The sequence below is a fragment of the Aminobacter sp. J44 genome (genome assembly GCF_007829415.1).
Lineage (GTDB): Bacteria > Pseudomonadota > Alphaproteobacteria > Rhizobiales > Rhizobiaceae > Aerobium.
Window position 1 is genome coordinate 21,707 of record NZ_VLJG01000004.1, and the last position, 24,486, is coordinate 46,192.

Annotated in this window: 19 protein-coding genes; 8 read left to right on the forward strand and 11 right to left on the reverse strand. The window is 64.2% G+C overall.

The genetic code is table 11. The features are described 5' to 3' along the window. Positions 1-112: 112 nt before the first annotated feature. Together L610_RS02205 and L610_RS02210 are read right to left on the reverse strand one after the other, a co-directional pair. Positions 113-805, reverse strand: coding sequence for an RES family NAD+ phosphorylase (locus tag L610_RS02205; RefSeq protein WP_144702066.1), 693 nt, complete (start codon positions 803-805; stop codon positions 113-115). Next, complete coding sequence (locus L610_RS02210; protein ID WP_144702069.1) at positions 806-1,234, reverse strand: antitoxin Xre-like helix-turn-helix domain-containing protein; 429 nt, start codon at positions 1,232-1,234, stop codon at positions 806-808. It abuts the gene before it with no gap. Between the two features lie 134 nt (positions 1,235-1,368). Here L610_RS02210 and L610_RS02215 point away from each other — a divergent pair, with 134 nt between their 5' ends. Continuing rightward, positions 1,369-2,004, forward strand: coding sequence for an alpha/beta family hydrolase (locus tag L610_RS02215; RefSeq protein WP_144702072.1), 636 nt, complete (start codon positions 1,369-1,371; stop codon positions 2,002-2,004). Continuing rightward, on the forward strand, positions 2,001-2,777 hold the full coding sequence (xth, locus tag L610_RS02220) for an exodeoxyribonuclease III (RefSeq protein WP_144702075.1): 777 nt from the start codon (positions 2,001-2,003) through the stop codon (positions 2,775-2,777). The genes L610_RS02215 and xth overlap by 4 nt, the downstream gene beginning before the upstream one ends. On the opposite strand, the gene L610_RS02225 is transcribed toward xth, so the two are convergent. From L610_RS02225 to L610_RS02260, 8 genes are all read right to left on the reverse strand, one after another. Continuing rightward, the gene (locus tag L610_RS02225; RefSeq protein ID WP_246658895.1) at positions 2,778-4,538 is read right to left on the reverse strand and encodes an ABC transporter ATP-binding protein; all 1,761 of its coding nucleotides are present in this window, start codon (positions 4,536-4,538) and stop codon (positions 2,778-2,780) included. An 8-nt stretch (positions 4,539-4,546) separates the two neighbouring features. Next, positions 4,547-5,506, reverse strand: coding sequence for an acetamidase/formamidase family protein (locus L610_RS02230; protein WP_144702081.1), 960 nt, complete (start codon positions 5,504-5,506; stop codon positions 4,547-4,549). A 7-nt stretch (positions 5,507-5,513) separates the two neighbouring features. Next, complete coding sequence (locus tag L610_RS02235; protein ID WP_144702084.1) at positions 5,514-7,130, reverse strand: ABC transporter substrate-binding protein; 1,617 nt, start codon at positions 7,128-7,130, stop codon at positions 5,514-5,516. Between the two features lie 28 nt (positions 7,131-7,158). Then, positions 7,159-8,079: an ABC transporter permease gene (locus L610_RS02240; protein ID WP_144702087.1), complete on the reverse strand. Its 921-nt coding sequence runs from the start codon at positions 8,077-8,079 to the stop codon at positions 7,159-7,161. Beyond that, positions 8,079-8,978, reverse strand: a complete 900-nt coding sequence (locus L610_RS02245; protein WP_024848887.1) for an ABC transporter permease — start codon at positions 8,976-8,978, stop codon at positions 8,079-8,081. The genes L610_RS02240 and L610_RS02245 overlap by 1 nt, the downstream gene beginning before the upstream one ends. Beyond that, positions 8,953-9,564 (reverse strand): ANTAR domain-containing response regulator, encoded by a 612-nt coding sequence (locus tag L610_RS02250; RefSeq protein ID WP_144702091.1) that lies wholly within the window; start codon positions 9,562-9,564, stop codon positions 8,953-8,955. Before L610_RS02250 ends, L610_RS02245 begins: the two co-directional genes overlap by 26 nt. Next, complete coding sequence (locus L610_RS02255) at positions 9,561-10,634, reverse strand: transporter substrate-binding protein (RefSeq protein WP_144702094.1); 1,074 nt, start codon at positions 10,632-10,634, stop codon at positions 9,561-9,563. The genes L610_RS02250 and L610_RS02255 overlap by 4 nt, the downstream gene beginning before the upstream one ends. 361 nt (positions 10,635-10,995) lie before the next feature. Then, positions 10,996-13,614 (reverse strand): DNA translocase FtsK, encoded by a 2,619-nt coding sequence (locus L610_RS02260; protein WP_246658896.1) that lies wholly within the window; start codon positions 13,612-13,614, stop codon positions 10,996-10,998. Between the two features lie 262 nt (positions 13,615-13,876). Between L610_RS02260 and L610_RS02265 the strand changes: the two genes are divergently transcribed. Next, entirely contained in the window at positions 13,877-14,668 is a 792-nt protein-coding gene (locus L610_RS02265; protein ID WP_144702100.1) for an IclR family transcriptional regulator, read from the forward strand. Between the two features lie 306 nt (positions 14,669-14,974). Here L610_RS02265 and L610_RS02270 read toward each other — a convergent pair whose 3' ends face one another. Next, a complete protein-coding gene (locus L610_RS02270; protein ID WP_144702103.1) occupies positions 14,975-15,310 on the reverse strand; it encodes a DUF982 domain-containing protein in 336 nt (111 codons plus the stop codon). A gap of 197 nt (positions 15,311-15,507) precedes the next feature. Here L610_RS02270 and bcsN point away from each other — a divergent pair, with 197 nt between their 5' ends. The 5 genes from bcsN to L610_RS02295 all read left to right on the forward strand — a co-directional run bounded on the left by bcsN (position 15,508) and on the right by L610_RS02295 (position 24,374). Continuing rightward, complete coding sequence (gene bcsN / locus L610_RS02275; RefSeq protein WP_144702106.1) at positions 15,508-16,458, forward strand: cellulose biosynthesis protein BcsN; 951 nt, start codon at positions 15,508-15,510, stop codon at positions 16,456-16,458. A gap of 161 nt (positions 16,459-16,619) precedes the next feature. Next, on the forward strand, positions 16,620-18,815 hold the full coding sequence (gene bcsA, locus L610_RS02280) for a UDP-forming cellulose synthase catalytic subunit (protein ID WP_144702109.1): 2,196 nt from the start codon (positions 16,620-16,622) through the stop codon (positions 18,813-18,815). Beyond that, positions 18,815-21,127 (forward strand): cellulose biosynthesis cyclic di-GMP-binding regulatory protein BcsB, encoded by a 2,313-nt coding sequence (locus tag L610_RS02285; RefSeq protein WP_024848879.1) that lies wholly within the window; start codon positions 18,815-18,817, stop codon positions 21,125-21,127. Before bcsA ends, L610_RS02285 begins: the two co-directional genes overlap by 1 nt. Beyond that, positions 21,127-22,158 (forward strand): glycosyl hydrolase family 8, encoded by a 1,032-nt coding sequence (locus tag L610_RS02290; RefSeq protein ID WP_024848878.1) that lies wholly within the window; start codon positions 21,127-21,129, stop codon positions 22,156-22,158. The genes L610_RS02285 and L610_RS02290 overlap by 1 nt, the downstream gene beginning before the upstream one ends. Continuing rightward, positions 22,149-24,374: a tetratricopeptide repeat protein gene (locus tag L610_RS02295; protein ID WP_144702112.1), complete on the forward strand. Its 2,226-nt coding sequence runs from the start codon at positions 22,149-22,151 to the stop codon at positions 24,372-24,374. The genes L610_RS02290 and L610_RS02295 overlap by 10 nt, the downstream gene beginning before the upstream one ends. Positions 24,375-24,486 lie beyond the last annotated feature (112 nt).

Here is a 24,486-nt window from a genome sequence, read left to right on the forward strand (position 1 = left end):
CTGTTCCTCTTAGCGCCAAAACTGCGCGAACAAAAATTGCATTTTGCTTTGATCTTATGAGCAAAAGTTATAGTTCCGATACGGGACAAGTCACCGAAGTTGACCGCGTGCTTCAGAGAGGCCCTACGATCATCGGCGTCGAACTGCCGCGCCACGTCATCCGGTAGACCGCGCCCTGCCGCACCGCCTGTATGGCCGCAGGCCTCAGCGCGACGATGCAGATGCCACCGGGCTTTCTCACCGATGGATAGATGATGCCATTGAGGCCCGACGCACGAGCCTTTGCCGCCAGCGCATTCCCGACCGGATAGGCGCTCGCCTTGTCCAGCCCTAGTGCTGGATGGTCGGGCCGCTGGCGCAGATCAAGGAACTCACCCGCCAGGCTGCAGAACATCTCGGCATATTCGACGGTGGCGTTGAAGTCGCCGGCATCCGCCAAGGCGTTCGTCAGGTGGAAGCCGACTTCCGCCAGGCACGTCTCCACATCGAGCGCTGCATACCATGCGCCGCGGTTGGGTCCGTTGAAGCGGTTCGGCTGTTGCGGCTTGGCATACGCAAAGGACGCATTAATGAAGTGCGCGTGCGGCACGTCGTAGACGAGTTCATTGGCGGCGAGGTCCGAGATGCCGCGCTCCTGCGCGATCATCCGCGTGCTTGTCGCCTGCTCGATCTCAGCCAGCAGGTCGAGTTCGTCATCACTGTCGACGAGGGATTTAAGCACCGCCTCGCGCAGCCGGGCGGTAGTGACCAGCCGGACCGTCTTCGGGAACGCTTCCGTGACGACCGGGATGCCGTCGATATCCAATCAGAGCCCTCCGCGCACCGCATCGACATAGCGGCGCACGTCGAGCATCTGCGGGATGCCGCCCTTGATCATGGAATCGAGCGGACTCATCCGCGCAAACAGCGGCGCCTTGTTCTCCAGCTTGATCCAGCGATCGGCCATGTCGTCGGCAAACAGCAGATGCAGCCCCTTGTAGATGCCCACCAGCGCGGAAATGCGGGTCAGCTGGTCCTGGCTTAGCGACTTGGGCTTTGCCTCCTGCTTCATCCGCTCCCACGTGCTGATTGAAACGTCAAGCAGGGCAGCCGCCTGCTGGCCAGTAAGGCCCCACACGTCGGCCAGCCGTCGATAGGCCTTGAGCGCCACCGCCGATAACCGGGCCCGGTCAGCGAGGCTGGAGAAATCCTGCCGTTCGGTCTCTGGGGCAATGTGCTGCAAGGCAACGGACATTTCCGCCTCCGTCATTTGATAGTAGATATCCATATCATATGAGGGAGAAATGTCGAGTTACAAGTGGCGCACCGGGGCTGGCTCGATAATAGATGCCGCCGCGCTATGTTGCACACGTACAACCGGAGCATGCCATGAATTTCCTCACCATAGGGCCGGAAGATGCTGAAATGACTGTGCTTCTTGCCCATGGCGCCGGCGCGCCGATGGACTCGACGAGCATGAATGCGGCAGCCGAGGCGCTTGCCGCCGAAGGCTTTCGCGTTGCCCGCTTCGAGTTCGCCTATATGGCCGCTCGGCGCGACGGCGTGCGCAAGCCACCGCCGAAGGCAGAACTCGTCATGGACGAATACCGCCATGCGGTCGAAGATCTTGGGACACGGACGCCGCTTATCATCGGGGGCAAGTCGATGGGCGGTCGGGTCGCCTCGATGGTCGCGGACGAACTGCAAAAGGCTGGCCAGATCGCGGGGCTGCTCTGCCTCGGCTATCCGTTCCATCCGCCCGAAAAGCCCAATCAGCTGCGCACCGCCCACCTCGAACATCTCGCAACGCCTACGCTGATTTGCCAGGGGACGCGGGATCCGTTCGGTACCCGCGAAGAAGTCGCCACCTACAAGCTCTCAAAAGCCATCGAGATCCTGTGGCTGGAGGATGGCGACCATGACCTCAAGCCGCGGAAAAAGATCTCCGGTTTCAGCACTGCAGACCACCTGAAGACGTTCGCAGCGGCCGTCCGCGACTGGTCGCGGCGCATCGGCGCGGGATGAAGATCGCGACCTTCAACATCAACGGCATCAACCGCCGGCTGGGGAACCTGACGGCGTGGGTGAAAGAATCCCATCCTGACATTGTCTGCCTGCAAGAGTTGAAGGCAGCCGACGAAGCCTTCCCCGAAGGCGACCTCAAGAAACTGGGCTACGACTGCGCGTGGGTCGGCCAGCCGAGCTGGAACGGCGTCGCGATCCTGTCGCGGCTGGGAGAACCGGTCGTCACCCGGACCTCTCTGCCGGGAGATCCCGCCGACACGCACGCGCGCTACATCGAGGCGGCGGTTGCCGGTATCCTGATCGCTTCGATCTACGCGCCGAATGGCAATCCGCAGCCGGGCCCGAAATTCACCTACAAGCTTGCCTGGCTGGAGCGGCTAAGAAAACACGCGACAGCGCTTCGCAAGACGGGCGCTCCGGTCATCCTCGCCGGCGACTTCAATGTCGTGCCCACCGACTTCGACATCTACCCGACCAAATCCATGGACGATAACGCGCTGATCCAGCCGGAATCGCGCGCGGCGTTTCGCAGGCTCATCGGCCGAACCTGGACCGATGCACTGCGCCACCTCTACCCGGACGAGAAGATCTACACCTTCTGGGACTACAAGCGCCTGCGCTGGCAGCGCGACGCCGGCATGCGCCTCGACCATTTCCTGCTGAGCCGCAATCTTGTTGACCGGCTCGCGGACGGCGGCGTCGACCGTGACGTTCGGGGGAGGGAAGGGGCGAGCGATCACGCCCCTGCCTGGATCAGGCTGCGCCGTGTCTGATCAGTGGCGCGCGACGAGGTGCCCGCCGCCGATGTCGACCAGCTCGACGCGCTCCGGGCCCTCGCCGACCTTCCACACCGGGCTCGGGATCTCGCCCGAAAGCCGCAGGCTCGGCTCGCGCTCACGGCGCGGATCCGGCACCGGAACGGCAGCGAGCAGGCGCTTGGTATAGGGATGCTGCGGATTGCCGAACAGCTGCGCGCGCGTGCCCATCTCGACGATCTGGCCGAGATACATCACCGCAACGCGGTCCGAGATATTCTCGACCACCGCCATGTCATGGCTGATGAAGAGATAAGTGACGCCGATTTCCTTCTGCAGGTCGCGCAGAAGGTCCAGCACCTTCGCCTGGATTGACACGTCGAGCGCGGCCACGCTCTCGTCGCAGATGATCAGCTTCGGCTTCAGGGCGAGAGCGCGCGCTATGCAGATGCGCTGCCGCTGGCCGCCGGAGAACTGGTGCGGATAGCGGTTGTAGACGCTAACCGAAAGTTCGACGCGCTCGAGCAGTTCGCGGACGCGCGCCTTCTGTTCCTCCGGTGTGCCAATGCCGTGGATCACCAGCGGCTCGCGGATCAGCTCGCCGACGGTCATGCGCGCGTCGAGTGCCGCCATCGGATCCTGGAAAACGATCTGCAGGTCGCGGCGGACCGCCTTGCGCCCCTTCGCATCAAGATCGCCCAGCGCGCGGCCGTTGATCTCGATGCGGCCGGTGTGCGGCACGAGGCCGACCAGCGCCTTCGCCATCGTCGACTTGCCGCAGCCGGATTCGCCGACCAGCGAAAGCGTCTCGCCGCGGAAGATTTCGAGTGACACATGTTCGACCGCATGGACACGCGCAGCAACTCGACCGAGCAGGCCCTGGCGGATCGGGAAGTTGACCGAAACATCGTCGTAGCGGACCAGCACCTCGCGCTTGTCGAGCTCCGGGCGAGCTGCACCCGCACCGATGCGCGGAACCGCGGCGAGCAGGTCGCGGGTGTACTGTTCCTTCGGATTGTCGAAGAGCTCGATCGTCGGAGCTGCCTCCACCATCCGGCCCTTGCGCATGACGATGACGCGGTCAGCCATCTCGGCGACGACGCCCATGTCATGGGTAATGAGGATGACGGCGGTGCCGAGATCTTTCTGCAGGTCGCGCAGAAGGTCGAGCACCTCGCGCTGCACCGTCACGTCCAGCGCGGTAGTCGGCTCGTCGGCGATGAGCACCGCAGGCCGCAGCGCGATCGCCATAGCGATCATCACGCGCTGGCGCATGCCGCCCGAGAGCTCATGCGGATATTGCTCGAGCCGCTTTTCCGGCTGCGAAAGGCGCACGGCCTTCACTGCCTCCAGCGCACGGGCGCGTGCCTCCGCGACTGACAGCTGCTCATGGGTGCGGATCGCCTCCACCAGCTGGCGGCCGATCGACATGACCGGGTTCAACGCGGTCATCGGTTCCTGGAAAATCATGGCGATGCGCGCGCCGCGCATTGCCTGCATCTTCTTCTCGGGCAGGGTCGTGAGTTCCACATCGCCGAAGCGGATGGAGCCGCCCGTCACCCTGACGGCGGGTGCGGGCAAAAGCCCCATGCAGGCGAGCGACGTGATCGACTTGCCCGAGCCGCTTTCCCCCGCAATCGCGAGCGTCTCGCCCCGATGAAGATCGAAGCTGAGGCCCTCGACGAGCGGCACCAGTCCCTGCTCCGAACGGGCAGAGACCTGCAGGTCGCGCACCGACAGGACAACGTCGGTTGCTGCATCGACTACGGGAGAAAGCATGGCTGCGGTCATTCGAAAACGGACCTCGGGAAGTAGAAGCTGACCACGACGTTCGGCATGTCGACGATCTCGGAGATGCGAAGATCGCCGCAGGTCGAGACGAGCATGTAGGCGTCAACGGGATCGATGTTCTGCGTCTTGGCGAGCAGCTCGACCATGTTGGCGACGGCATCCTTCGCCGCGTTCCACAGATCCGGACCGACGCCGGTCGTGACCTCGTAGCCCTTGGTGTCGAGATGACGCGTGACCGGTCCAGGCGTCGTGAAGCGCGGGGTCTTCAGCGGCGTGTCCTTGATCAGGTCGAGCGTCAGCACGACGTCGAAGGGGCTCTCGATAGCGGTACCGCAGACCTCGCCGTCGCCCTGTGCCGCGTGGGTGTCACCCACGGAGAACAGCGCGCCCTCGACCTCGACCGGGAGGTACAGGACCGTGCCGGCGTTCAGGTCGCGGATGTCCATGTTGCCGCCAACGCGGCGCGGCGGAACGATCGTGTGATGGCCCTTCTCGGCGAGCGCGTTGCCGATGGTACCGGCGAACGGCTTGAGCGGCACGCGGCCGTGCTTGCCGAACAAGGCAGGTTCCATCGTGTTGGCGTCGAACTTCCACACCTGCAACGCCGGCTCGGTGAACTCGTCGGCGAGCAGGCCGAAGCCCGGGATATTCGCGGTCCAGCCGAAGCCCGCGCCGTCGCGAAGCTGCGGCGTGAAGCTTTCGATCGTGACCTTGAGCACGTCGCCCGGCTTGGCGCCGTCGACGTAGATCGGGCCCGAGACCGGGTTGATCTTGCCGAAGTCCAGCGCCCTCACGTCCTCGACGGTGGACTGGGGGCCAAGCTGGCCCCCAGAACTGTCAAGGCACTGGAACAGGATCGTCTCGCCCGGCGCAGCCGTCACGGCAGGGGTAAAGGAATTGTCCCAGCCGAAATGGTGCTGATGGGCATGGATCGTGTGCTGGCAGTGCTTGCACATGAGAGGACTACTCCTTGATGTAGACGTAGTCGTAGTTGATCGGGATCGAGACCGGATCGACGTAGAGCGCGTCGTCACCGCCCATGCGAGCCGACTTCAGCGTGAAGCGCTGCTCGTTGAAGACTGGTGCCCACGGCGCGTCTTCCATGACCTTCATGTAGATCTCGGACCACTTGGCCAGGCGCTCGTCGAGCTTCGCCGGATCGACCATGGAGTCTGCCTGGGCAGCCATCATGTCGAGTTCTTCGTTGCAGTACTTCGACCAGTTCCAGCCACCTTCGACCGCACCGGCGCAGCCGAGGATCGGGTAGTAGAAGTTTGCCGGATCCGGGAAGTCGGCGATCCAGGCCATGCCGCCCGACCAGATCATCGGAGCATTGCCTGCGCCACCGGCCTCGATGACGTTGGCCTGTGCCAGCGACTTGATCGAGGCGTTGATGCCGATCGCCTTGAGGTCCTGCTGGATCGCCTGGGCGATACGCGGGTTGGGATCGGTGTTCATCACGTAGAGTTCGGTCTCGAAGCCGTCAGCGTAGCCGGCATCGGCGAGGAGTTTCTTCGCGCCTTCCGGATCGTACTTGTAGCCTTCGTAGCCCTGGGTGTAGCCCGGCATGGACGGCGGCAGCGGCTGGGTCGCCGGCACGGCGCGGCCGTTGATGACCTGGATGATGCGGTCTTTGTTGATCGCCATGTTGACGGCGCGGCGCACCTCGACCTTGTCGAACGGAGCCTGCGTGACGTTCATGGTGATGTAGCCGGTGTGCAGCTGGCCGCCCTCGACGACCTGCGCCGCCTGTGCGGGGTCCTTCATGACCTCGACGAACTTTGCCGGCGGAATGCCGTCGCCCGGGATGTCGACTTCGCCGTTCTGCGCACGCAGCAGAGCAACGACCGGCTCCTGGCCGACCTCAACCGTGAAGCCGTCGAGATACGGAACGCCCTTGATCCAGTAGTCCGCGTTCTTCTCGAACACGAGGCGCTGGCCAAGGGTCCATTCGGTCAGCTTGAACGCGCCGGTGCCAACCGGCTTCTTGCCGAAGTCGGCGCCTGCTTCCTCAACGACTTCCTTCGGAACGACGAACGAGAAATTCAGCGCCATCACGTGCAGGAAGGTCGCGTCAGGGCGCGACAGCTTGATGACGACAGTGCCGGCGTCCGGAGCGGAAACGCCCGACAGGCTCTCAGCGGTGCCGGCAGCAGCCTCGTTGAAGCCCTCGATCATCGAGAAGAAGCCCTGGCCCGGCGACTGGGTGGCCGGGTTGACGACGCGGTTGAGCGAGTAGACGACGTCCTCGGCAACCAGCTCGCGGCCGTTGTGGAACTTGACGCCGGGTCGCAGCTTGAAGGTGTAGGTCACGCCGTCTTCGGAGATCTCGTAGCTCTCGGCGAGACCCGGACGCAGGTTGGTGGTGCCCGGCTCGTAGTCCATCAGGCCGTCGAAGACCGACTTGATCATCGACCAGTTCTGCCAGTCGTAGCCGATAGCCGGGTCGAGGGTTGCCACGTCGTCCTTGTAGGTAACGACCATGTTGCCGCCGTAGGTCGGCTCCTCGGCCTGAGCCGGCATGAAAGCCGGCAGGGCCATCAGGCTCGCCAGAGCGGTGGAGAGGATAAGCTTCTTCATAGGGCTTTACTCCTGTGGGTTGACGGGTTCAGCGCAGCTTGATGCGCGGATCAATGAGCGGCGAAATCAGGTCGGCGAGCAGGTTGCCGATGACGATGCCGAAAGCCGAGACGAGCGTGACGCCCATGATGATCGGGATGTCCACACGCTGGATCGCCTGCCAGGCGAGCTGGCCAATGCCGGGCCAGCCGAAGACGCTTTCAACCACCACGATACCGGACATGAACAGGCCGATGTCGATGCCGATCATGGCGATGATCGGCAGGATCGCGTTGGGCAGGGCATGGCCGAGGATGACCTTGCTGCGGCTCAGGCCCTTGGCGCGCGCGGTGCGGATGAAGTCGGCGCGCAGTACGTCGACCATCGACGAGCGCATGATGCGCGAGTACCAGCCGGAGCCGAGGATGCCGAGGGTAAGCGCCGGGAGCACGATGTGCGCGAAGGTGCCGTAGCCGCCGATCGGGAACCATCCGAGCCGTACCGCAAAGACGTAGAGCAGCAGCAGTGCCACGACGAACTGCGGCGCGGAGACGGTCAGGAAGCTTGTCAGCATAAGCCCGTTGTCGACGGTCTTGCCACGATTCAGCGCGGCGATAATGCCGAGCGGCAGACCGATCAGCAGCTCGCAGAAGATCGCGGCGACCAGCAGGATCAGCGTCGCCGGCAGGCGCGAGACGAGCAGCTGCGCGACCTCAGTCTTCTGCAGGTAGGAGCGACCGAAGTCGCCCTGCAGCAGATTGACCAGATAGTTCCCATACTGGACGAGGAACGGCTTATCGAGGCCGAGCTGCTGGCGGATGCTTTCGACCGTGGCGGCGGTTGCCGAACGGCCGGCAATCTGGCGCACCGGATCGGCCGGGAGCACGTAAAGCAGCACGAAGGTGATGAACGAGACGCCGAGCAGGATCAGCGCGGACTGGACAAGGCGTCGGAGAATATAGGCTGCCATCAGTCGCGCCCCTGCTGTGTCGGATCGAGAATGTCGCGCAGTGCGTCACCCACCAGGTTGAAGGCCAGCGCCAAGAGCAGGATCGCTGCGCCCGGGATGAAGACGAGCCACGGGGCCGACTGGAAGTAGGTCTGGTTCTCGAAGATGATGTTGCCCCAGGACGGAATCGGCGGCTGCACGCCGATGCCGAGGAAGGAGAGCGTTGCCTCGAGCAGCACGGTCGTCGAGATGCCGAGCGTGCCCCACACGATCAGAGTCGGGATGAGGTGCGGCAGGATGTGCCTGAAGAGGATGCGTCCGTGCCCGGCACCCAGCGTCTTCTCGGCAGCGATGTAGTCGCGTTCGGCGAGCGAGGATGTCTGCGTGAAGATCACGCGTGCGGTCTGCACCCAGTTCACGAAGGCGATCACCATCGCGACGATCCAGAGCGACGGCGAGAAAATCGCGGCCAAACAGATTGCCAGCAGCAGCGCCGGAAACGCCATCATCAGGTCGGTGAAACGCATCAGCACAGCGCCGACGACACCGCGGAAATAGCCGGCCGTTACGCCCACCAGCGTGCCAATGAAGAGTGCCACGCCATTGGCGACCAGGCCGATGACTAGGGAGGTCTGCGCGCCAAACAGCATGCGCGAGAACAGGTCGCGGCCGAGCAGGTCGGTGCCGAACCAGAAGGTCTCGTTCGGCGGCAGCGGCGCGCCCTCGATGGTCAGGCCGTCGAAGAACTGCTCATACGGGTCGTAGGGTGCGAGCCACTTGGCAAATACCGCGCCGCCCACGCAGATGAGGACGATCACCAGGCCCAGCAGCGCCAGCTTTCGCTGCATCAGCCTGCGCAGGACGGACGGTCCGCTTGGCGGCACGACCAAGGGTTCAGGCGAGATCGATGCGTCTGCCATCGTCGGTGCCCCTCTCGTTCGAATGGTTCGCAACCAGCCGCTCGGCGGCGGTTTCGATGGTGACGCGCCAGGCCATCGCGGTCTGGCGCAGAATGTCGTAGGCCTCGGCTTCGGTCTTGCCCTTCATGACGAACATCATGACGGCGCGGACGATCGTTTGGCGGGCAGAAAGCCGGTTCTGCAGGTCGGCGATAAGCGCCTCTGAGGCCTTGGCGCGATCGAAGTTGCTGCGCGCAACGAGCAGTGCCGCATAGACGCCCTTGTCGCTCATCGGCTTCAACAGCTGCGCATGCGCGCCCATCTCCATCGCCCAGCGCAAGCGGCCTGGCGCTTCGGAGCCGATCAGCGCGATCATCGGCATCGGCGACTGGCCGGGCGCCCAGGGAAACTGCTCGTCATGGCCCATGTCGGCATCATAGAAGATGAAGTCAGCTCCGATCGCCTCGGCCGGAAGCTCTGGCCAGGCCTCGCGCGCCTCAAGCCCGATGACGCCGAGCTGGCGGATAAGACCCTGAACCGAGGGATGCGGCCTGTGCAGGATCCAAGCCGTGGCGCCGCCGAGGTTTTCCGTCCTGATGCGGGTCATTTCACCACCTTCAGAGAGCTGCCCTGCGAGGACTGGGAGCGGTGCGTGAGATAGGGATCGGCGCGCAGCGCCGGCATGCGCTTGATCTCGCGGAAGCGGCCGCCCTCGAGCCGGGCGATGATCGCCGGCTGGGCCGCATGCAGGTGCGCCGGATCGACCCGCGGCGTGTGGCCGGCGCGGATGGCCGAATGCAGCAGCTCCGACAGCGGCAGCTTCTCGGCGCCCGGGCGTCCGTTGAGAAGTCTCGCGAGTTCATGCACGGCAAGGCGCGACATTTCGTGAAACGACCCGCCTCTGCCACCTGCCGGCTCGAACCAGGGGCCGACTGACACGAGGCCCTCGGCTGCGTCGCCTGCTGCGTCGATCTCGCATTCGGTGAAGTTGCAGGAGAGCACCGGAATGCCGTCGGCAAATTCGGCTTCCCGCTTCAGTTCGGCAAGACGCGCGAGAAATGCGTAGGAACTGTCGCCGACCAGCGAGTTGAGGATGAAGTCCGGCTTCAGGGCGCGGATGTCGTGGATGATGTGGTCGAGCTCGGTGTCGCCGAGCGCCAGATAGCGGTCGGCCAGCACCTGGCCATTCGCCGCGGCAATGCGCTCGCGCGCGATCTGCGCCATTTCCCAGCCCCAGATGTAGTTGGAGCCGACGAGATAGGCGCGGCTGCCGAGCGTCGGCAGCGCCCAGTCGAGCAGCGGCAGCAGATGCTGGTTCGGGCACGCGTGCATGTAGGCGACATGTTCGGATGCCTCGAAACCCTCGTAAGGGACCGTGTACCAGAGGACGCCGTCAAAGCGCTCAAGTTCCGGGATCACTTCCTTGCGGCTCGCCGAGGTGATGCAGCCGAAGATGTGGCGCGCTTCGGACGTACGCAGGATCTCGCGGCAGAGCGGCGCGTAGCGGTCGAGCCGACCTTCCGGGTCACGCTCGATGACGCGGAACGAGACGTCGAGGCTGGCGTCGGCGTTCACTTCCTCGACGCCCTGCAGCACACCCGTATAGGCGCCACGCGCCAGGGCGGCGTAGATGCCGCTGCGCGAGAACAGAACGCCTATGTCAATGACCCGCTTCATGCCGTGCCCAAAGTGAAAAACCCCGCACCGATCCACGCTCGGCGCGCGGTCGGGACGGGGCTCGGATGCCAATATTTGCAGGCAGTCTAGCGTCAGGCAGGCGCGTAGGGAAGTAGTATTGCGCCCAAAAGGTCTCAGATGCGCCACGTTCGGACTAAAATGGGCATCTGCAGCAACAAGATTGCGCAGTTGCACGAGCTCGCGCGTGTTCGCGCACAAAATTTAGTCAGTGCGGCACTGGATGACGCTGCGACAACTGTGAGGATATCCACAGGCCCACCCGGCGGATCGGCAAAATCTGCATAAGGAAACGGCGGGGAAAGACCCCGCCGCGCTTTTCTGATTCTGCTTTTCCGGCGTCTTAGTCGACGTCGTTCGCCGCCTTCACGTCGCGCTTGCCGACGAGGATCTCGCGCTTGCCGACGTGGTTTGGCGCACCAACCAGACCTTCCTTCTCCATCCGCTCTACCAGCGATGCGGCGCGGTTGTAGCCGATAMCGAGGCGACGCTGGATGTAAGAGGTCGAGCACTTCTTGTCGCGAAGGACCACCTTGACGGCTTCGTCGAACAAGTCGTCGCCGTCCTCGGACCCCATCGCGCTCTTGTCGAAGACCGGCGCGTCCTCTTCCTCCTCGATTTCCTCATCCTCGTCCGCCGTGACGGTATCGAGATATTCCGGACGGCCCTGCAGCTTGAGGTGGGCGACGACGCGCTCGACTTCCTCGTCCGAGACGAACGGGCCATGGACACGCGAGATGCGACCGCCACCTGCGGTGTGCAGCATATCGCCCTGGCCGAGCAGCTGCTCCGCGCCCTGTTCGCCGAGGATGGTTCGGCTGTCGATCTTGGACGTCACCTGGAAGGAGATGCGGGTCGGGAAGTTCGCCTTGATCGTGCCGGTGATGACATCGACCGAAGGACGCTGCGTTGCCATGATCAGGTGGATACCGGCGGCACGCGCCATCTGCGCCAGACGCTGGATCGCGCCTTCGATCTCCTTGCCCGCGACCATCATCAGGTCGGCCATCTCGTCGACGATGACGACGATGTACGGCATTGGCGTCAGGTCGATCTCCTGATCCTCATAGATCGGCTCGCCGGTGCCCTTCTCGAAGCCGGTCTGCACCTGCATTGTCACGACCTCGCCCTTCTCGCGGGCGATCTTGGCGCGCTGGTTGAAGCCATCGATGTTGCGCACGCCGAGGCGAGCCATCTTGCGATAGCGGTCTTCCATCTCGCGCACGGCCCACTTGAGGGCCGTGACAGCCTTCTTCGGATCAGTAACGACCGGGGTCAGCAGGTGCGGGATGCCGTCATAGACGGACAGCTCCAGCATCTTCGGATCGACCATGATCAGGCGGCACTCTTCCGGCTTCAGGCGGTAGAGCAGCGACAGGATCATCGTATTAATCGCGACCGACTTGCCCGAACCGGTGGTGCCGGCGACGAGCAGATGCGGCATCTTCGCGAGCTCGGCGATGACCGGATCGCCGCCGATCGTCTTGCCGAGGCAGACGGCGAGCTTGTAGCTGCTGTCGCGGAAGCCCTCGCACTCGATGAGCTCGCGCAGATAAACGGTCTCTCGGCTCTCATTCGGCAGCTCGATGCCAATGACGTTGCGGCCGGGAACCACAGCGACGCGGGCGGAGATCGCCGACATGGAGCGGGCGATGTCTTCGGCTAGACCGATGACGCGGCTCGACTTCACGCCCGGCGCGGGCTCGAATTCATAGAGCGTGACGACCGGACCGGGGTGAACGTGAATGATTTCACCTCGAACGCCAAAGTCCTGCAGGACGCTTTCGAGCAGATCGGCATTCTGCTCCAGTCGCTCCTGCGACATGTAAAAGCCCTGACCTTCCGGCGGTAGCTGGAGGAACTCCGCGGGCGGGAACTCGTAGTCATCACGCGAATGCGCAGCCGAGACCGGCCCCGCCATCGGCAGCGACGGCGCGCGCGTCATCGGCGCGACGGGTGCAGGAGCAGCGCGAACCGGCTCCGGAGCAGGGGCGGGCGCTTCTGCGACGACTGGGACCACCTCCGGCTCGCCCTGCTGTACAGCGTCAGGCTGATGAACCTCTTCCTGCTTTGGCGCTGACGGCGTCTGCGCAACGGCACACTCGATCACGCGGTAGAGCGAAGCGATATCCACCGGCTGCATCGGCACGACCCGGGCAGCGGGGGTCGGGGCGGGCTCCTGCGGGGGCAGCGGGGCCTGCACGACGACGGGCGCTGCTTGCGCCACCATTGCTGGCGGCACGATCGCTTCCGGCTCATCGGTCGAAACACCGACCGCGGGACCCGCCAGCTCAAAGAATGCAAAGTCGGAGAGGTACGACCACGCCGGCGCTGCCGGCTGCTGAGCCTGCGGCTGCTGCACCATGGGCTGCTGGACAGACTGAGAGGTCGCAACCTGCCGGACAACAGGAGCGGCGGCGGCAGGCTGCGGGGCGGGAGCCTCAGTCTGCACCACGGGAACTGCCGGACGCGGCGCGGGCTGGACATGCTGCACGGGTCGCATCGGCTGCGACGGGGGTACATAGGCCGGGTTTGCGTGAACCGCCGCTGCCGGGCGCACGACCTGTGCCTGTGGCTGGACCGGAGCCGGTGCGGGTGAAGGAATCGGGGCCGGAGCGACTAGCGCAGCTTGCGGCTCCTCCGAAACGTCTTGGACCGGCTGCGCGGGGGCGACCGGCATCATCGTACGAGCGGGAGCCGGAGCCGGCGCGAAGGGAGGACGCGCAGGTGAGGTCGTCTGCTGCGCAGGCTGCTGCTGTGCAGCCTTCTCTTCCGAGTTGCGACGCAGCATCCGGTCAGGCGTGCGGGTGAAGCGCACATTCGGCGCGATATAGAAGTAGTTGTCCCATGCCGGCGGCTGGGTGTCGTCCGCCGAAGCGGAGTCCTGAGACGCCTCTGAACGCGGCGGAAGCGCGTCGTTCCGCGCAACGATCTCCAACGGACTGGACCTGGGTGAACGCATGGAAGACATACTCATAGACTCACGACTGGATTGGCCCCTTGAGGGATAGGAAAGGTTGGTTAACAGGACCTTCCAAAATCGGTAAAAGTCTCTGGACTTCCTCCCTAAGCCGTAGCCACCCGCACAGAAGTTCCTTACCCTGCGTCAGGTGGGGAAAGACGTTGCCGATGTACATTAAACCTTTTTCCGCTTCGGAATATCATTCCAATTTTCGCAGCGGTCGTCTAAGGTTGGGCTAAATCAGTAAGTCGCGGGAGAGCCTATGAGTAGTGTGCTAGAGCGTTCGCTGGCCATTCTGGAGCTGCTGGCGAAGTCCCCAAAGGGGCTGGCACTGCGCGACATCGCCGACAAGCTCGAGATCCCGCCAAGCGGTACCCATCGACTGCTGAAGGACCTGGTACGGCTTGAATATGTCCGCCAGGACCGGGAGCACTCCGATTACTACCTCTCAACGAAACTGGTGGCTCTCGGGCTCAGCTATCTCAGCGACAGCGGCATCGTCGATCTCGCCCAGCCGGTGCTCGACCGACTCGCGGCTGAGAGCGGAGAGCTGGTGCGCCTCAGCATAGTCAGCGGACGGAATCTCACTTGGGTGGCGAAGTCGCAGGGCGCGCGCAACGGGCTCATCTACGACCCGGACATGGGCGCAGATGCGCATCTGGCTTCCTCAAGCTCCGGTATCGCCTGGCTAATGACGCTGAGCGACGAGCAGGCGCTTGAGCTCGTCGCAAAACAGGGCTTCGCCAAGCCGGGCGAGTATGGTCCCAACGCGCCTCTCACCATGCTCGACCTCCTCCAGCGCCTGAATGCCGCCCGCGAGGCGGGTTATGCGCTAACTCTCGAGACCTATGCGGTGGGGATGAACGGCATGGCCGCCCCCGTGCGCGAGGACGATGGCGAAGCCCGCGCGGTGGTGTCGATCTACGGCCCTGCAGTGCGGTTCACCGAGGAGCGGATGAGGGCACTTGCGCCCAATTTGCTGCGTGCAGCAGCAGAACTGTCCGTTGTCGGCAATGCTTCACCGCTGATGAAGCAGAGCTCCGCCGAGGTGTGATCTAGACTGCGGCTTGCACGCGCTCGGCCTTCTGGCCGACAAGAAAGCTCTCGCCGCTCGGGTCTGCGAAGAGGTGTTCCGGCACACTCGCGGCAGGACCATAGGTATTGCGGCAGTACGGGCACCGGGTTGCAGCCTTCGGCCGTTGGGCATGGCACGAGGGGCAGTACAGCAAGCGAGACAACTTCAACCTCCGAACGTCAGGACCAGCTACTTCCGCTGCGTCATGGGCGGCATGAGTTGCCGTGCGATTGTCACGAAATTTGGGCAAGGACGCCGCAGCTCGCACGGCGCCCCCGTCAAAACTCAAGCTTCGGCGGGCAGGCCCGAAAGGCCGATGCGCCTCGCTTCAGCCGCAGGCATCAGGCTCGCTTTGCGTACACGTCGCGCCTGCTTGCTGTTCTGAATGAGCCCAGCCCCAGTAGCCGCTTTCACGAAGCTGCGCTGGGCATCAGCGGCCGTGCGCCATCCATCGAGGGCATCGCGGCAGACGGTCATCGCGCTGCGCCAGCGGCGGCCGCGGGCCCACTGCGGCCATTCGCGCTCAAGGCACTCGAGAGCCTCGAAGCTCGTGGCGACCTTTCGTTCGCCACCACTCGGCATGCGCAGCACCACGGGGGATGGGAATGCAATATCAGTCATCACTTCCTCTCTGTGCAAACGTCAACAAGAGCAAGTAACCGGACGCTGGATCCGGCCATGACTGATCTGGGCCCCTGCCGCGCCGAGTTCAAGACCGCCGAAGGGAGGTGCAATCCGGCCAGATCGCGACAGGGCTTCCTCGCATGGTTAACACGCGCTAAACATCGGACATCTCAAGGCTGAACTGATTCGCAGGCATGGCAGCACCCCATTTCATTTCCCGCGGGCTCCAGGTTGCAGCCCGAATCGCGCGGCCTCTCGCTCTCGCATCGACTGCCACCCTTGCGATCGCCATCGCCGGCTGCGCTCAGCAACCCGTCCGCATCGAGGATTCGTCGCTGTCGCATGAGCGTGACCTTACAGCTGCACTGGCCCTGCCACCTCCCGGCGGCCCGGCAGTGGTCAGCGTCATCGAGCGCATCTTTGCCAACGCCATCCAGCAGGACATCGTGCTCGCAACCTCGTCCACCGTGCCCGGACAGAACACGCTGCGCGTCCAGTTCTTCGGGCCGATGGGCTCCAGCCGCGGCGACACGACGCTCACGGACTATCCGCCGACGGAAGGCTCGATCGGCCGAGAGATGCGAAGGGCGCTCCCTGGCATTCCGATGGTTCGCTCACCGCTCTTCGCCCAGAACGCTTACGGCCCGTTTGGATACGCGACGGGACGCAGCAGTTCCGGCGACCTCTGCGTCTACGCATGGCAGCGTCTTGCCGGAATGCGCTCCGACGCAACCGTAGCGACACGCGGTTCGATACAGGTACGCCTGCGGCTCTGCCAGACCGGGGCGACCGAGGAAGGGCTGCTGGCCGTCATGTATGGCTACACCATCAAGTCGGCAATTGCCGGCGAGACCTGGAACCCGTACGGCACGGCACCGGCGGCTGACCCCCGTTTGGGCACGACCGGTCAGCCGATCCACCCCAAGGGGATAACAGGAGCCGCGCAGATTACCGTTGCGGCACCCGTTGAGGAAAGGACGCCGAGGCCGACGCCACGACCGGCGGTTGCATCAGCGCCCGCTCAACAAACAGCTCCGATGCTTCCAACGGCTCCGGCAAACGCACCGATAGTGCCGCCGCCTCCGGGCACTGCAACACCGCAGGCTGTCCCGCAAGTGCCGCCGCCGCCCGGCTCAGGTAACTAAATCCCGAGCTTCCCCATGGTCAGCTTACTAACTTTTAACCATGGGTAAGCTTGGAAGATACCCGCTAGACGTCTCGCGACATTTTAGCGCCACAGTTGCGCTAGACCGAAAGCACGGCCACATTCGCGTGGCAAACACGTCATCAGGGCGCGGGTGTTATTATGAGTAATTTCGTTGTCGGCGTGGTGTGGGCTGTACTGGCCGCGTGCATGATTTTCATCGTGTCGCTGCCGATCAATCTCCAGACCCACCTGGTCCTCGGCGGCATCATACTCGCGATCATGATCACGATGAAGCTGCTGCGCCTCGACGGCACGTGGCGGGTCATCGCGCTCGCTCTCGGTGTCGCGATGGTACTGCGCTATGTCTATTGGCGCACGACCAGCACCATTCCGCCCACCAGCCAGCTGGAGAACTTCATCCCCGGCCTCCTCCTGTATATTGCCGAGATGTACAGCGTGATCATGCTGTTCCTCAGCCTCTTCATCGTCGCCAAACCGCTGCCGCCGCGCGCCCCCGCACTTGTCAACGACGAGGAACTGCCGCGTGTCGACGTCTTCATCCCGACCTATGACGAAAGCTCGCGCATGCTGGCCGACACCATTGCCGCGGCGAAGGCGATGGACTACCCGCAGGACCGCGTCACCGTCTGGCTGCTTGATGACGGCGGCACCGTGCAGAAGCGCAATTCCGACGACGTGCAAACCGCCCAAGCCGCACAGAAGCGGCACGTCGAGTTGCAGAAGCTGTGTGCCGATCTCGGGGCGAAGTACCTGACACGGGAGCGCAACGAGCACGCCAAGGCCGGCAACCTCAACAACGGCCTTGCCCATTCCGACGCGGAACTGATCGCAGTCTTCGACGCCGACCATGCCCCGACACGCAGCTTCCTGCGCGAGACGGTCGGCTACTTCAAGGAAGACCCGAAGCTCTTCCTCGTGCAGACCCCGCACTTCTTCCTTAATCCGGACCCGCTGGAGCGCAACCTGCGTACCTTCGAGAAGATGCCGTCGGAAAACGAGATGTTCTACGGCGTTATCCAGCGCGGCCTCGACAAGTGGAACGCCTCGTTCTTCTGTGGCTCGGCCGCGGTGCTCAGCCGCAAAGCGCTGGAGGAAACCAACGGCTTTTCCGGCACGTCGATCACAGAAGACTGCGAGACAGCCATCGAGCTGCATTCGCGCGGCTGGAACAGCATCTATGTTGACAAGCCGCTGATCGCTGGCCTGCAGCCGGCGTCCTTCGCCTCGCTGATCGGCCAGCGCAGCCGCTGGGCCCAGGGCATGATGCAGATCCTGCGCTTCCGCTTCCCGCTGCTCAAGCGCGGACTGACCCTGCCGCAGCGCCTCTGCTACATGTCATCGACGCTGTTTTGGCTGTTTCCGTTCCCGCGCACGATCTTCCTGTTCGCGCCGCTCTGCTATCTGTTCTTCGACCTTCAGGTGTTCACCGCCTCCGGTGGTGAGTTCTTCGCCTACACGCTGAGCTACATCGCCGTGAACCTGATGATACAGAACTACCTCTACGGTCGCTTCCGCTGGCCGTGGATCTCGGAACTCTATGAGTACATCCAGTCGGTGCATCTGCTGCCGGCGGTGGTTTCGGTGATGCTCAATCCACGCAAGCCGACCTTCAAGGTCACAGCCAAGGACGAGTCGATCTCGACCAACCGCCTGTCGGAGCTGAGCCGTCCGTTCTTCGTCATCTTCGCTGTCCTGCTGATTGCCGTTGGAGTTTCGGCCTGGCGCATCTATGCCGAGCCATGGAAGGCAGACGTCACCCTGGTCGTCGGCGGCTGGAACCTTCTCAACCTGATCCTCGCCGGATGCGCCCTCGGCGTTGTCTCCGAGCGTCGCGAGTGGAGCAGCACGCGCCGCATCAAGGTCAATCGCCGCTGCGAGTTCGGCCACGACAATGCATGGTTGCCCGCGACCATCGAGGACGTGTCGGTAAACGGCGCGCGCGTGCGCGTCTACGGCGCTGACACCCCCGATTTCGTGGCCCAAGGGACGACCGCCATCCGCTTCCAACTGCTTTCGGGCGCCGAAATTGGCGAACTGCCGATCGCCGTGCGCAACCAGTCCAAGGAAGGCGACACCTTCGTGCTCGGCTGCCAGTACGTCCGCTCGGCCGCAGATCATCACCGGTACGCCGCGGACCTTGTGTTCGCCAATCCGGAGCAATGGTCGCAGTTTCAGGAATCGCGCCGGCGCAATCCAGGCGTGGTCGGCGGAACGCTGTGGTTCCTGCAGCTTGCGTTCTACCAGACCTGGCGCGGCCTCACTTACCTCGTCCGCTATCTGCGGTCGTCGGAGCCAGCGCCACAGCCGCTCCCCCAACCGAGGAGCGCCCGGTGATGAAGCGCCTCCCACTCGCATTCCTCATCGCACTCTCGGCAACTACCGCGCTTTCAGCACAGCCGACACCTTTCGACATGACGCCGGAGCGGTCCGAGCTCGCTCCCGATTCCTCGCTCCCGCCAGAAGATTTGGGCATCGAGACTCCGGCACCACAGCCTGGGGACGTGCAGTCCGCCGAATTCCGCCGGCCGTTGCTGCCGACCGGTGACATCATGCTGCAGGGTGAAATCGCCTCGCGTAGCTGGGCGCTGCATCTCACCAATGCGCAGGCATCCGCTCCCATGCGCCTGCACCTCGGCTACAGCAACGCGATCGTCGTGGCGCCGGAAGTGTCGCGTCTGCAGCTCCTGATCAACGATTCCGTCGTTATCGAGACGCCGATCCGCTCGGCCGATGGCGTCGGCGTCATCGAGGTCGACGTGCCTGCGGGTCTGCTGCGCGCTGGCCGCAACGAGGTGTCGCTGCGCGTGAGCCAGCGCCACCGCACTGACTGCACCATCGACTCGACCTATGAGCTGTGGACCTCGGTCAATGCCGCTCAGACTTATCTCGTATCCGACGATCTTTCGCTTTCCAGGCTCTCGGCGGTCGAGGACCTGCGCGCCATAGCGCCGGACACTTCCGGCCGTGCCACCATCGCCATCGTGGCGCCCGGCATGTCGCGCAACGACATCGGTGCCGACATCCTGAAGCTCGCGCAGACCATCGCGCTCTACCAGCCCCTGCCAGATCTCAACTACGTCATCGACGCGGCACCCTCGGACGAGCAGGAAAATGCGAGCCTGCGCGTGTTCATCGGCGAACGCGATGAGCTTGAGGCACTCGGTGTCGACTTGCCGGCGGGGGCTACCGGTCCCATCGCAACGTTCGCCGAACAGCCGGACGGCATACCGACCTTCATCGTCAGCGGTCAGACGCGCGGCGAATGGCTAGAGGCGCTCGACGGCATGCTGGCCCCTCTCGACCGCTCCGCTGGTACCCGCCGCGAAGCCGTCACGACTGAAGCCTGGCGGCTGCCGAACGCGCCGATGATCTACGGCGCGCGCGAGTTGACCTTCAGCGAGCTCGGTGTGCGCTCCGAGAGCTTCTCGGGCCGCAACTTCAGCACCAGCTTCCAGTTCTCGGTTCCGTCCGATTTCTACGCCGGCTCCTACGGCGAAGCGCAGATCCTGCTGGATGCCGCCTATGCCCAAGGCGTTCTGCCGGGCAGCCTGATCAATGTCTACGTCAACGACTCGATCGCGATCTCGATGCCGCTCAACGACGATCGCGGCGCGGTTCTCGAGAAGCTGCCGCTGCGCATGACGATGCGGCACTTCAAGCCGGGCCTCAACGAGATCCGGGTCGTCGCGACGCTGCGCACCGCGGAGGATGAGGCTTGCGCGGCGGCTGGCCTGACGGGCGACCAGCCGCGCTTCGCGATCTTCAACAGCTCGCGCTTTGTCGTGCCGGCCTTCGCCCGCATCGGCCAAAGCCCGAACCTCGCTGCTCTCAGCGGCACGGGGTATCCGTACTCGCAAGCGGAACAGCCGGTCCCTGTCGTCACCGAGCGCAACGACGCGCCGACCCTGTCGGTAGCGGCGGATCTGCTTGCCCGCATGGCTCTCAGCGCCGGCCGCGCCATGCCGGTAACACTGACGACCTCGATAGACACGCTCCGCGACCGCGACGCCATTTTCATCGGCTCGATCAATACGATCCCGTCCCCGGTGCTGTCGCAGGTCAACGTCTCCGAGGAGGCACGCAGCCACTGGGTCGCCTCGCATGGCGGCGTCCCGCTTGCGACGGATGCCGCGCAGGCCGATCCGCAGGCCTGGCGCGAACAGATGGGCGCGCGCAACTGGTTCCGCGACATCGAGGAATGGTTCGACCGCACCTTTGAGCTGAACCTTAGCGACCTTCGCTTCGTCCCGTCCTCCGAGCCGCCGTTCGTTCCGTCCCGCCCGGCTCAGGTGATGGTCGCGCAAGGCATCAATCCGGCAGGCAACGGCGTTTGGACGCTGGTCTCCGCACCGGATACGCAGATGCTGCAGGAGGGCGTCAGCGCAATTTCAAGGCTACCCAACTGGACGCGTCTTTCCGGTCGGCTCGCCAATCTCGACAATGACGAGGAAACCATCAGCGCGCTGCCCGCAACCACGCAGAAGTTCGTCGAGACGCAGCCCGTTTCGATCAACAACTTCCGTCTCATCGTCGCGAATTGGCTGTCGAGCAACATCCTGTCATACTCCCTGGTGCTGGTGGCGACCTGCTTCCTTGTCGGCATCGCGACCTCCGCGCTGCTCTCGCGATCGGGGAGACGTCATTGATCCGCAAGCTGCTCCTGGCGCTCATTCTTGTGACCGGCATGGCACCCTCGCTCGCCAATGCGAAGATCACTTCCGAGGAATGGTCGGCCTACACCGATCGCTTCGTGTCGCAAGAAGGCCGGGTGATCGATGATGGCAATGGCGGCATCTCGCACAGCGAGGGGCAGGGCTATGGCCTCTTGCTCGCCTACCTTGCCGGCAACCGCGCCGATTTCGAGCGGATCTGGTCTTTTACCGAACGCGAACTCCTGCTGCGCGACGACAGTCTCGCCGCCTGGAAGTGGGAGCCATGGGCGACGCCTCACATCACCGACCTCAACAACGCCGCCGACGGCGACATCCTGATCGCCTACGCGCTGGCGCTTGCGGGTGCCGCCTGGCACGATCAGCGCTTTACCCGGAACGCGCGCACCATCGCGCGGGCGCTAGGGCGCACTTCGGTCTTCGAGCACCAGGGCGAGCTACTGCTGCTTCCCGGCGTCGGCGGCTTTGGCCCGAAGGCGCGCCGCGACGGACCGGTGGTCAACCCGTCCTACTGGGTGTTCGAGGCCTTCCCTGTCCTCGCACGCATTGCCCCCGAAACGGATTGGATGAGGCTTTCCGAAAGCGGCAAGCGGCTGATCCGCAAGACGCAGATCGGCGAGCGCAGGCTTCCGGCCGAGTGGGTCTCGCTGGCGAATGCGCCAAAGAGCGCGAACGGCTTTCCGGCGATGTTCGGCTACAACGCCATCCGCATTCCGCTCTATCTGATGCGTGCTCTGGAAAACGATGCCGAGCTGCTCCGCCGGCTGCGCGATGGCATGACCGGCCCTAACGGAGAAATCACCCTGATCGACGCCGTCAACGGCAAGATCGCTGCCCAGCTTGATGATCCCGGCTACCGGATCATCTCCGCGCTTGCGAGTTGTGTTGTCGATCGCGTGAAAATTCCTGAAGAACTTCGGAGCTTCCGCCCGACTGTTTACTATCCTTCCACTCTGCAACTTCTTGCACTGTCCCACATCAGGGAGGACCGGCCCGAATGTCTCTGACAACCTCGGTGAAGTTTGTCGCCATCGGTGCGGCCACTCTGTCGCTCTTGCTGGGCACGACCGCCTTAGCGCAGATCCGCCACTACTGGGACCCGAACGCTCCTATGGTGTCGCTGGAGGTGACCGGAACCACTCCGGCGGCTGCGGCAATTTTCGACGACGAGGCGGAAGCCGGCGAGCCTCAGCTGTTGGCACAAGCGGACATTCAGCCGGCACCGCTCGCGCAGCAGGCTCAGGATGCACCGCCGCCGGAAGTCGATGAATCCGCGCTGCGCTACTTCGCACGCCAGGGCGACAAGCGCCGCCTGGAGATCGAGATCGCGCGTCTGCGCGCGCTCTATCCGAACTGGACGCCGCCAGCCGATCCTCTTGCTACGCCGGTGAAAACCGATACCGCGCTGGAAGAAATCTGGCAGCTCTATTCGGAAGGCAAGCTCGGCGAAGTACGCCAGAAGATCGCCGAGCGCCAGGCGGCCGAACCGGGCTGGACGCCGCCGACGGACCTGACGGACCGGCTCGCGCTGGCCGAGGCGCGCGATCGCCTCATCAACGCTTCCAACCTCGATCAGTACGCCACAGTCATATCGGTAGCGTCGGACAACCCGCAGCTCCTCACCTGCAGTGAGGTTGACGTGCTCTGGCGCGTAGCCGAGGCCTTTGCCCGCACCGAACGCGAGCCCCGAGCCTACGACGCATACAAGTACATTCTCTCCAACTGCGACAACACCCATGAGCGCGTTGCGACCATGCAGAACGCCTCGCAGCTGCTGACGCAGACACACATCGCAGACCTGCTCACGCTCGAGCGGTTCGACAGCGATGGCAAGGGCGAGTTCGCCGCTATCCGCGACGATCTTGCCCGCGACGCGGTGGCCAAGGGCAGCAAAGATGCTGAAGCGGCGGTCCCCGCCGAGGAGCTGAAGCGCGTCGAGCGGCTTGCCGAGGCCGACAAGCGCCCGTCCGACGCACGCCTGCTTGGGTGGTACTATCTGCAGCGCAAGAACCACATCGAAGCGGAGAAGTGGTTCCGCATGGCACTCGACAGCGAGCCATCGGCTGACGCCGCCGAAGGACTGGCGCTGGCCCTGATCGAGCGAAATGCCTTCGCCGAAGCGGAGGAGCTGATGTTCCGCTGGCGCGGCACGAGCGACAACACGCGCGTTGTCTATCTCGCCGCAGCGGCAAACCTGCTTGGCACCGAACCGCGCCCGCTGCTGACGAGCGAGGTGCTTAACCGCATCGTCGCCGAAGTTGCCTCGTCACGCTATGTCGAGGGCGCCCGCCAGCTCGGCTGGTATTCCCGCGCCTTCGAGCAGCACACCACGGCAAAGGCCTGGTTCCTGACGGCGCTTTCCTGGAGCCCCGACGACGAGCCGTCGGCCTATGGGCTGGCACTTACCTATCACCTGTTCGGAGAGGCAGCCGAGCTTGCGGAAATCAAGCGGCAGTGGGCAGGACGCTCCGAGCGAATCCAGCTCGTCGGTGTGGCCGTGACGGAGCCGGCGCCGGTTGCACCCCGCCTCTCAACCGCTCAGGATCCGCTCGCTCTGGCGCCAACGCAACCAGCACCTCGCGCCGTCGTAGCAACCAACGTGCAGACAGCTCAGCCGGCCCAGCCAGTACAGCCTGTCCAGCCCGTACAGACGGTGCGCCGAACGGCACCTGCTGCGCAGAAAGCGGCGCCCGCCGCCTCCGCTTCACGTCGCAGCTGCGCCGGCCAGATCCATCCGGAAAGTCTCAGTCCTGAAGCTGCGCTCAACCGTGGCTGGTGTCTTATGGACGCAAATCGCCCGATCGAGGCGGCGAAGGCCTTTGATGTCGCATTGCGCAGCCGCAGCGAACAGGTTCGCCGCGACGCTTCCTATGGCCAGAGCCTTGCATATTTGCGTGCAGGTCTGATCGACAACGCCGCCGTTTCTGCAACGAGGGCGCCGCAGTCGCAGGCACGCGCCCAGGAGCTGCAGACCAACATCCTTGCCGAACGCGCCCTCGGGGCCTTCGAGCGCGGCCGCTATGTCGAAGCGATCATCGCGCTCGACCAGCGCGCCCAGATCGCGCCCGAACGCGTCGACCTGATGGTCCTGCGCGGCTACGCCTACATGAAGCTCGGGCGTCTCTCCGACTCCAAGCGCGTCTTCGAAGCCGCCGCCGGCACCGGCAGCCGGGATGCAATTCGCGGCCTCGCCGACCTGCGCAACCTGATGAACGGGGGGTAGGGGACCAAAGTACCCTCGCGGATGCTCCCCTCAACGGGCAGACCAATCGAGTTCAGCGCTTGTTGACCTCTTTGTGCTCCAATCCTTCGCGATGGCGAGGTGAGGGGCGCTG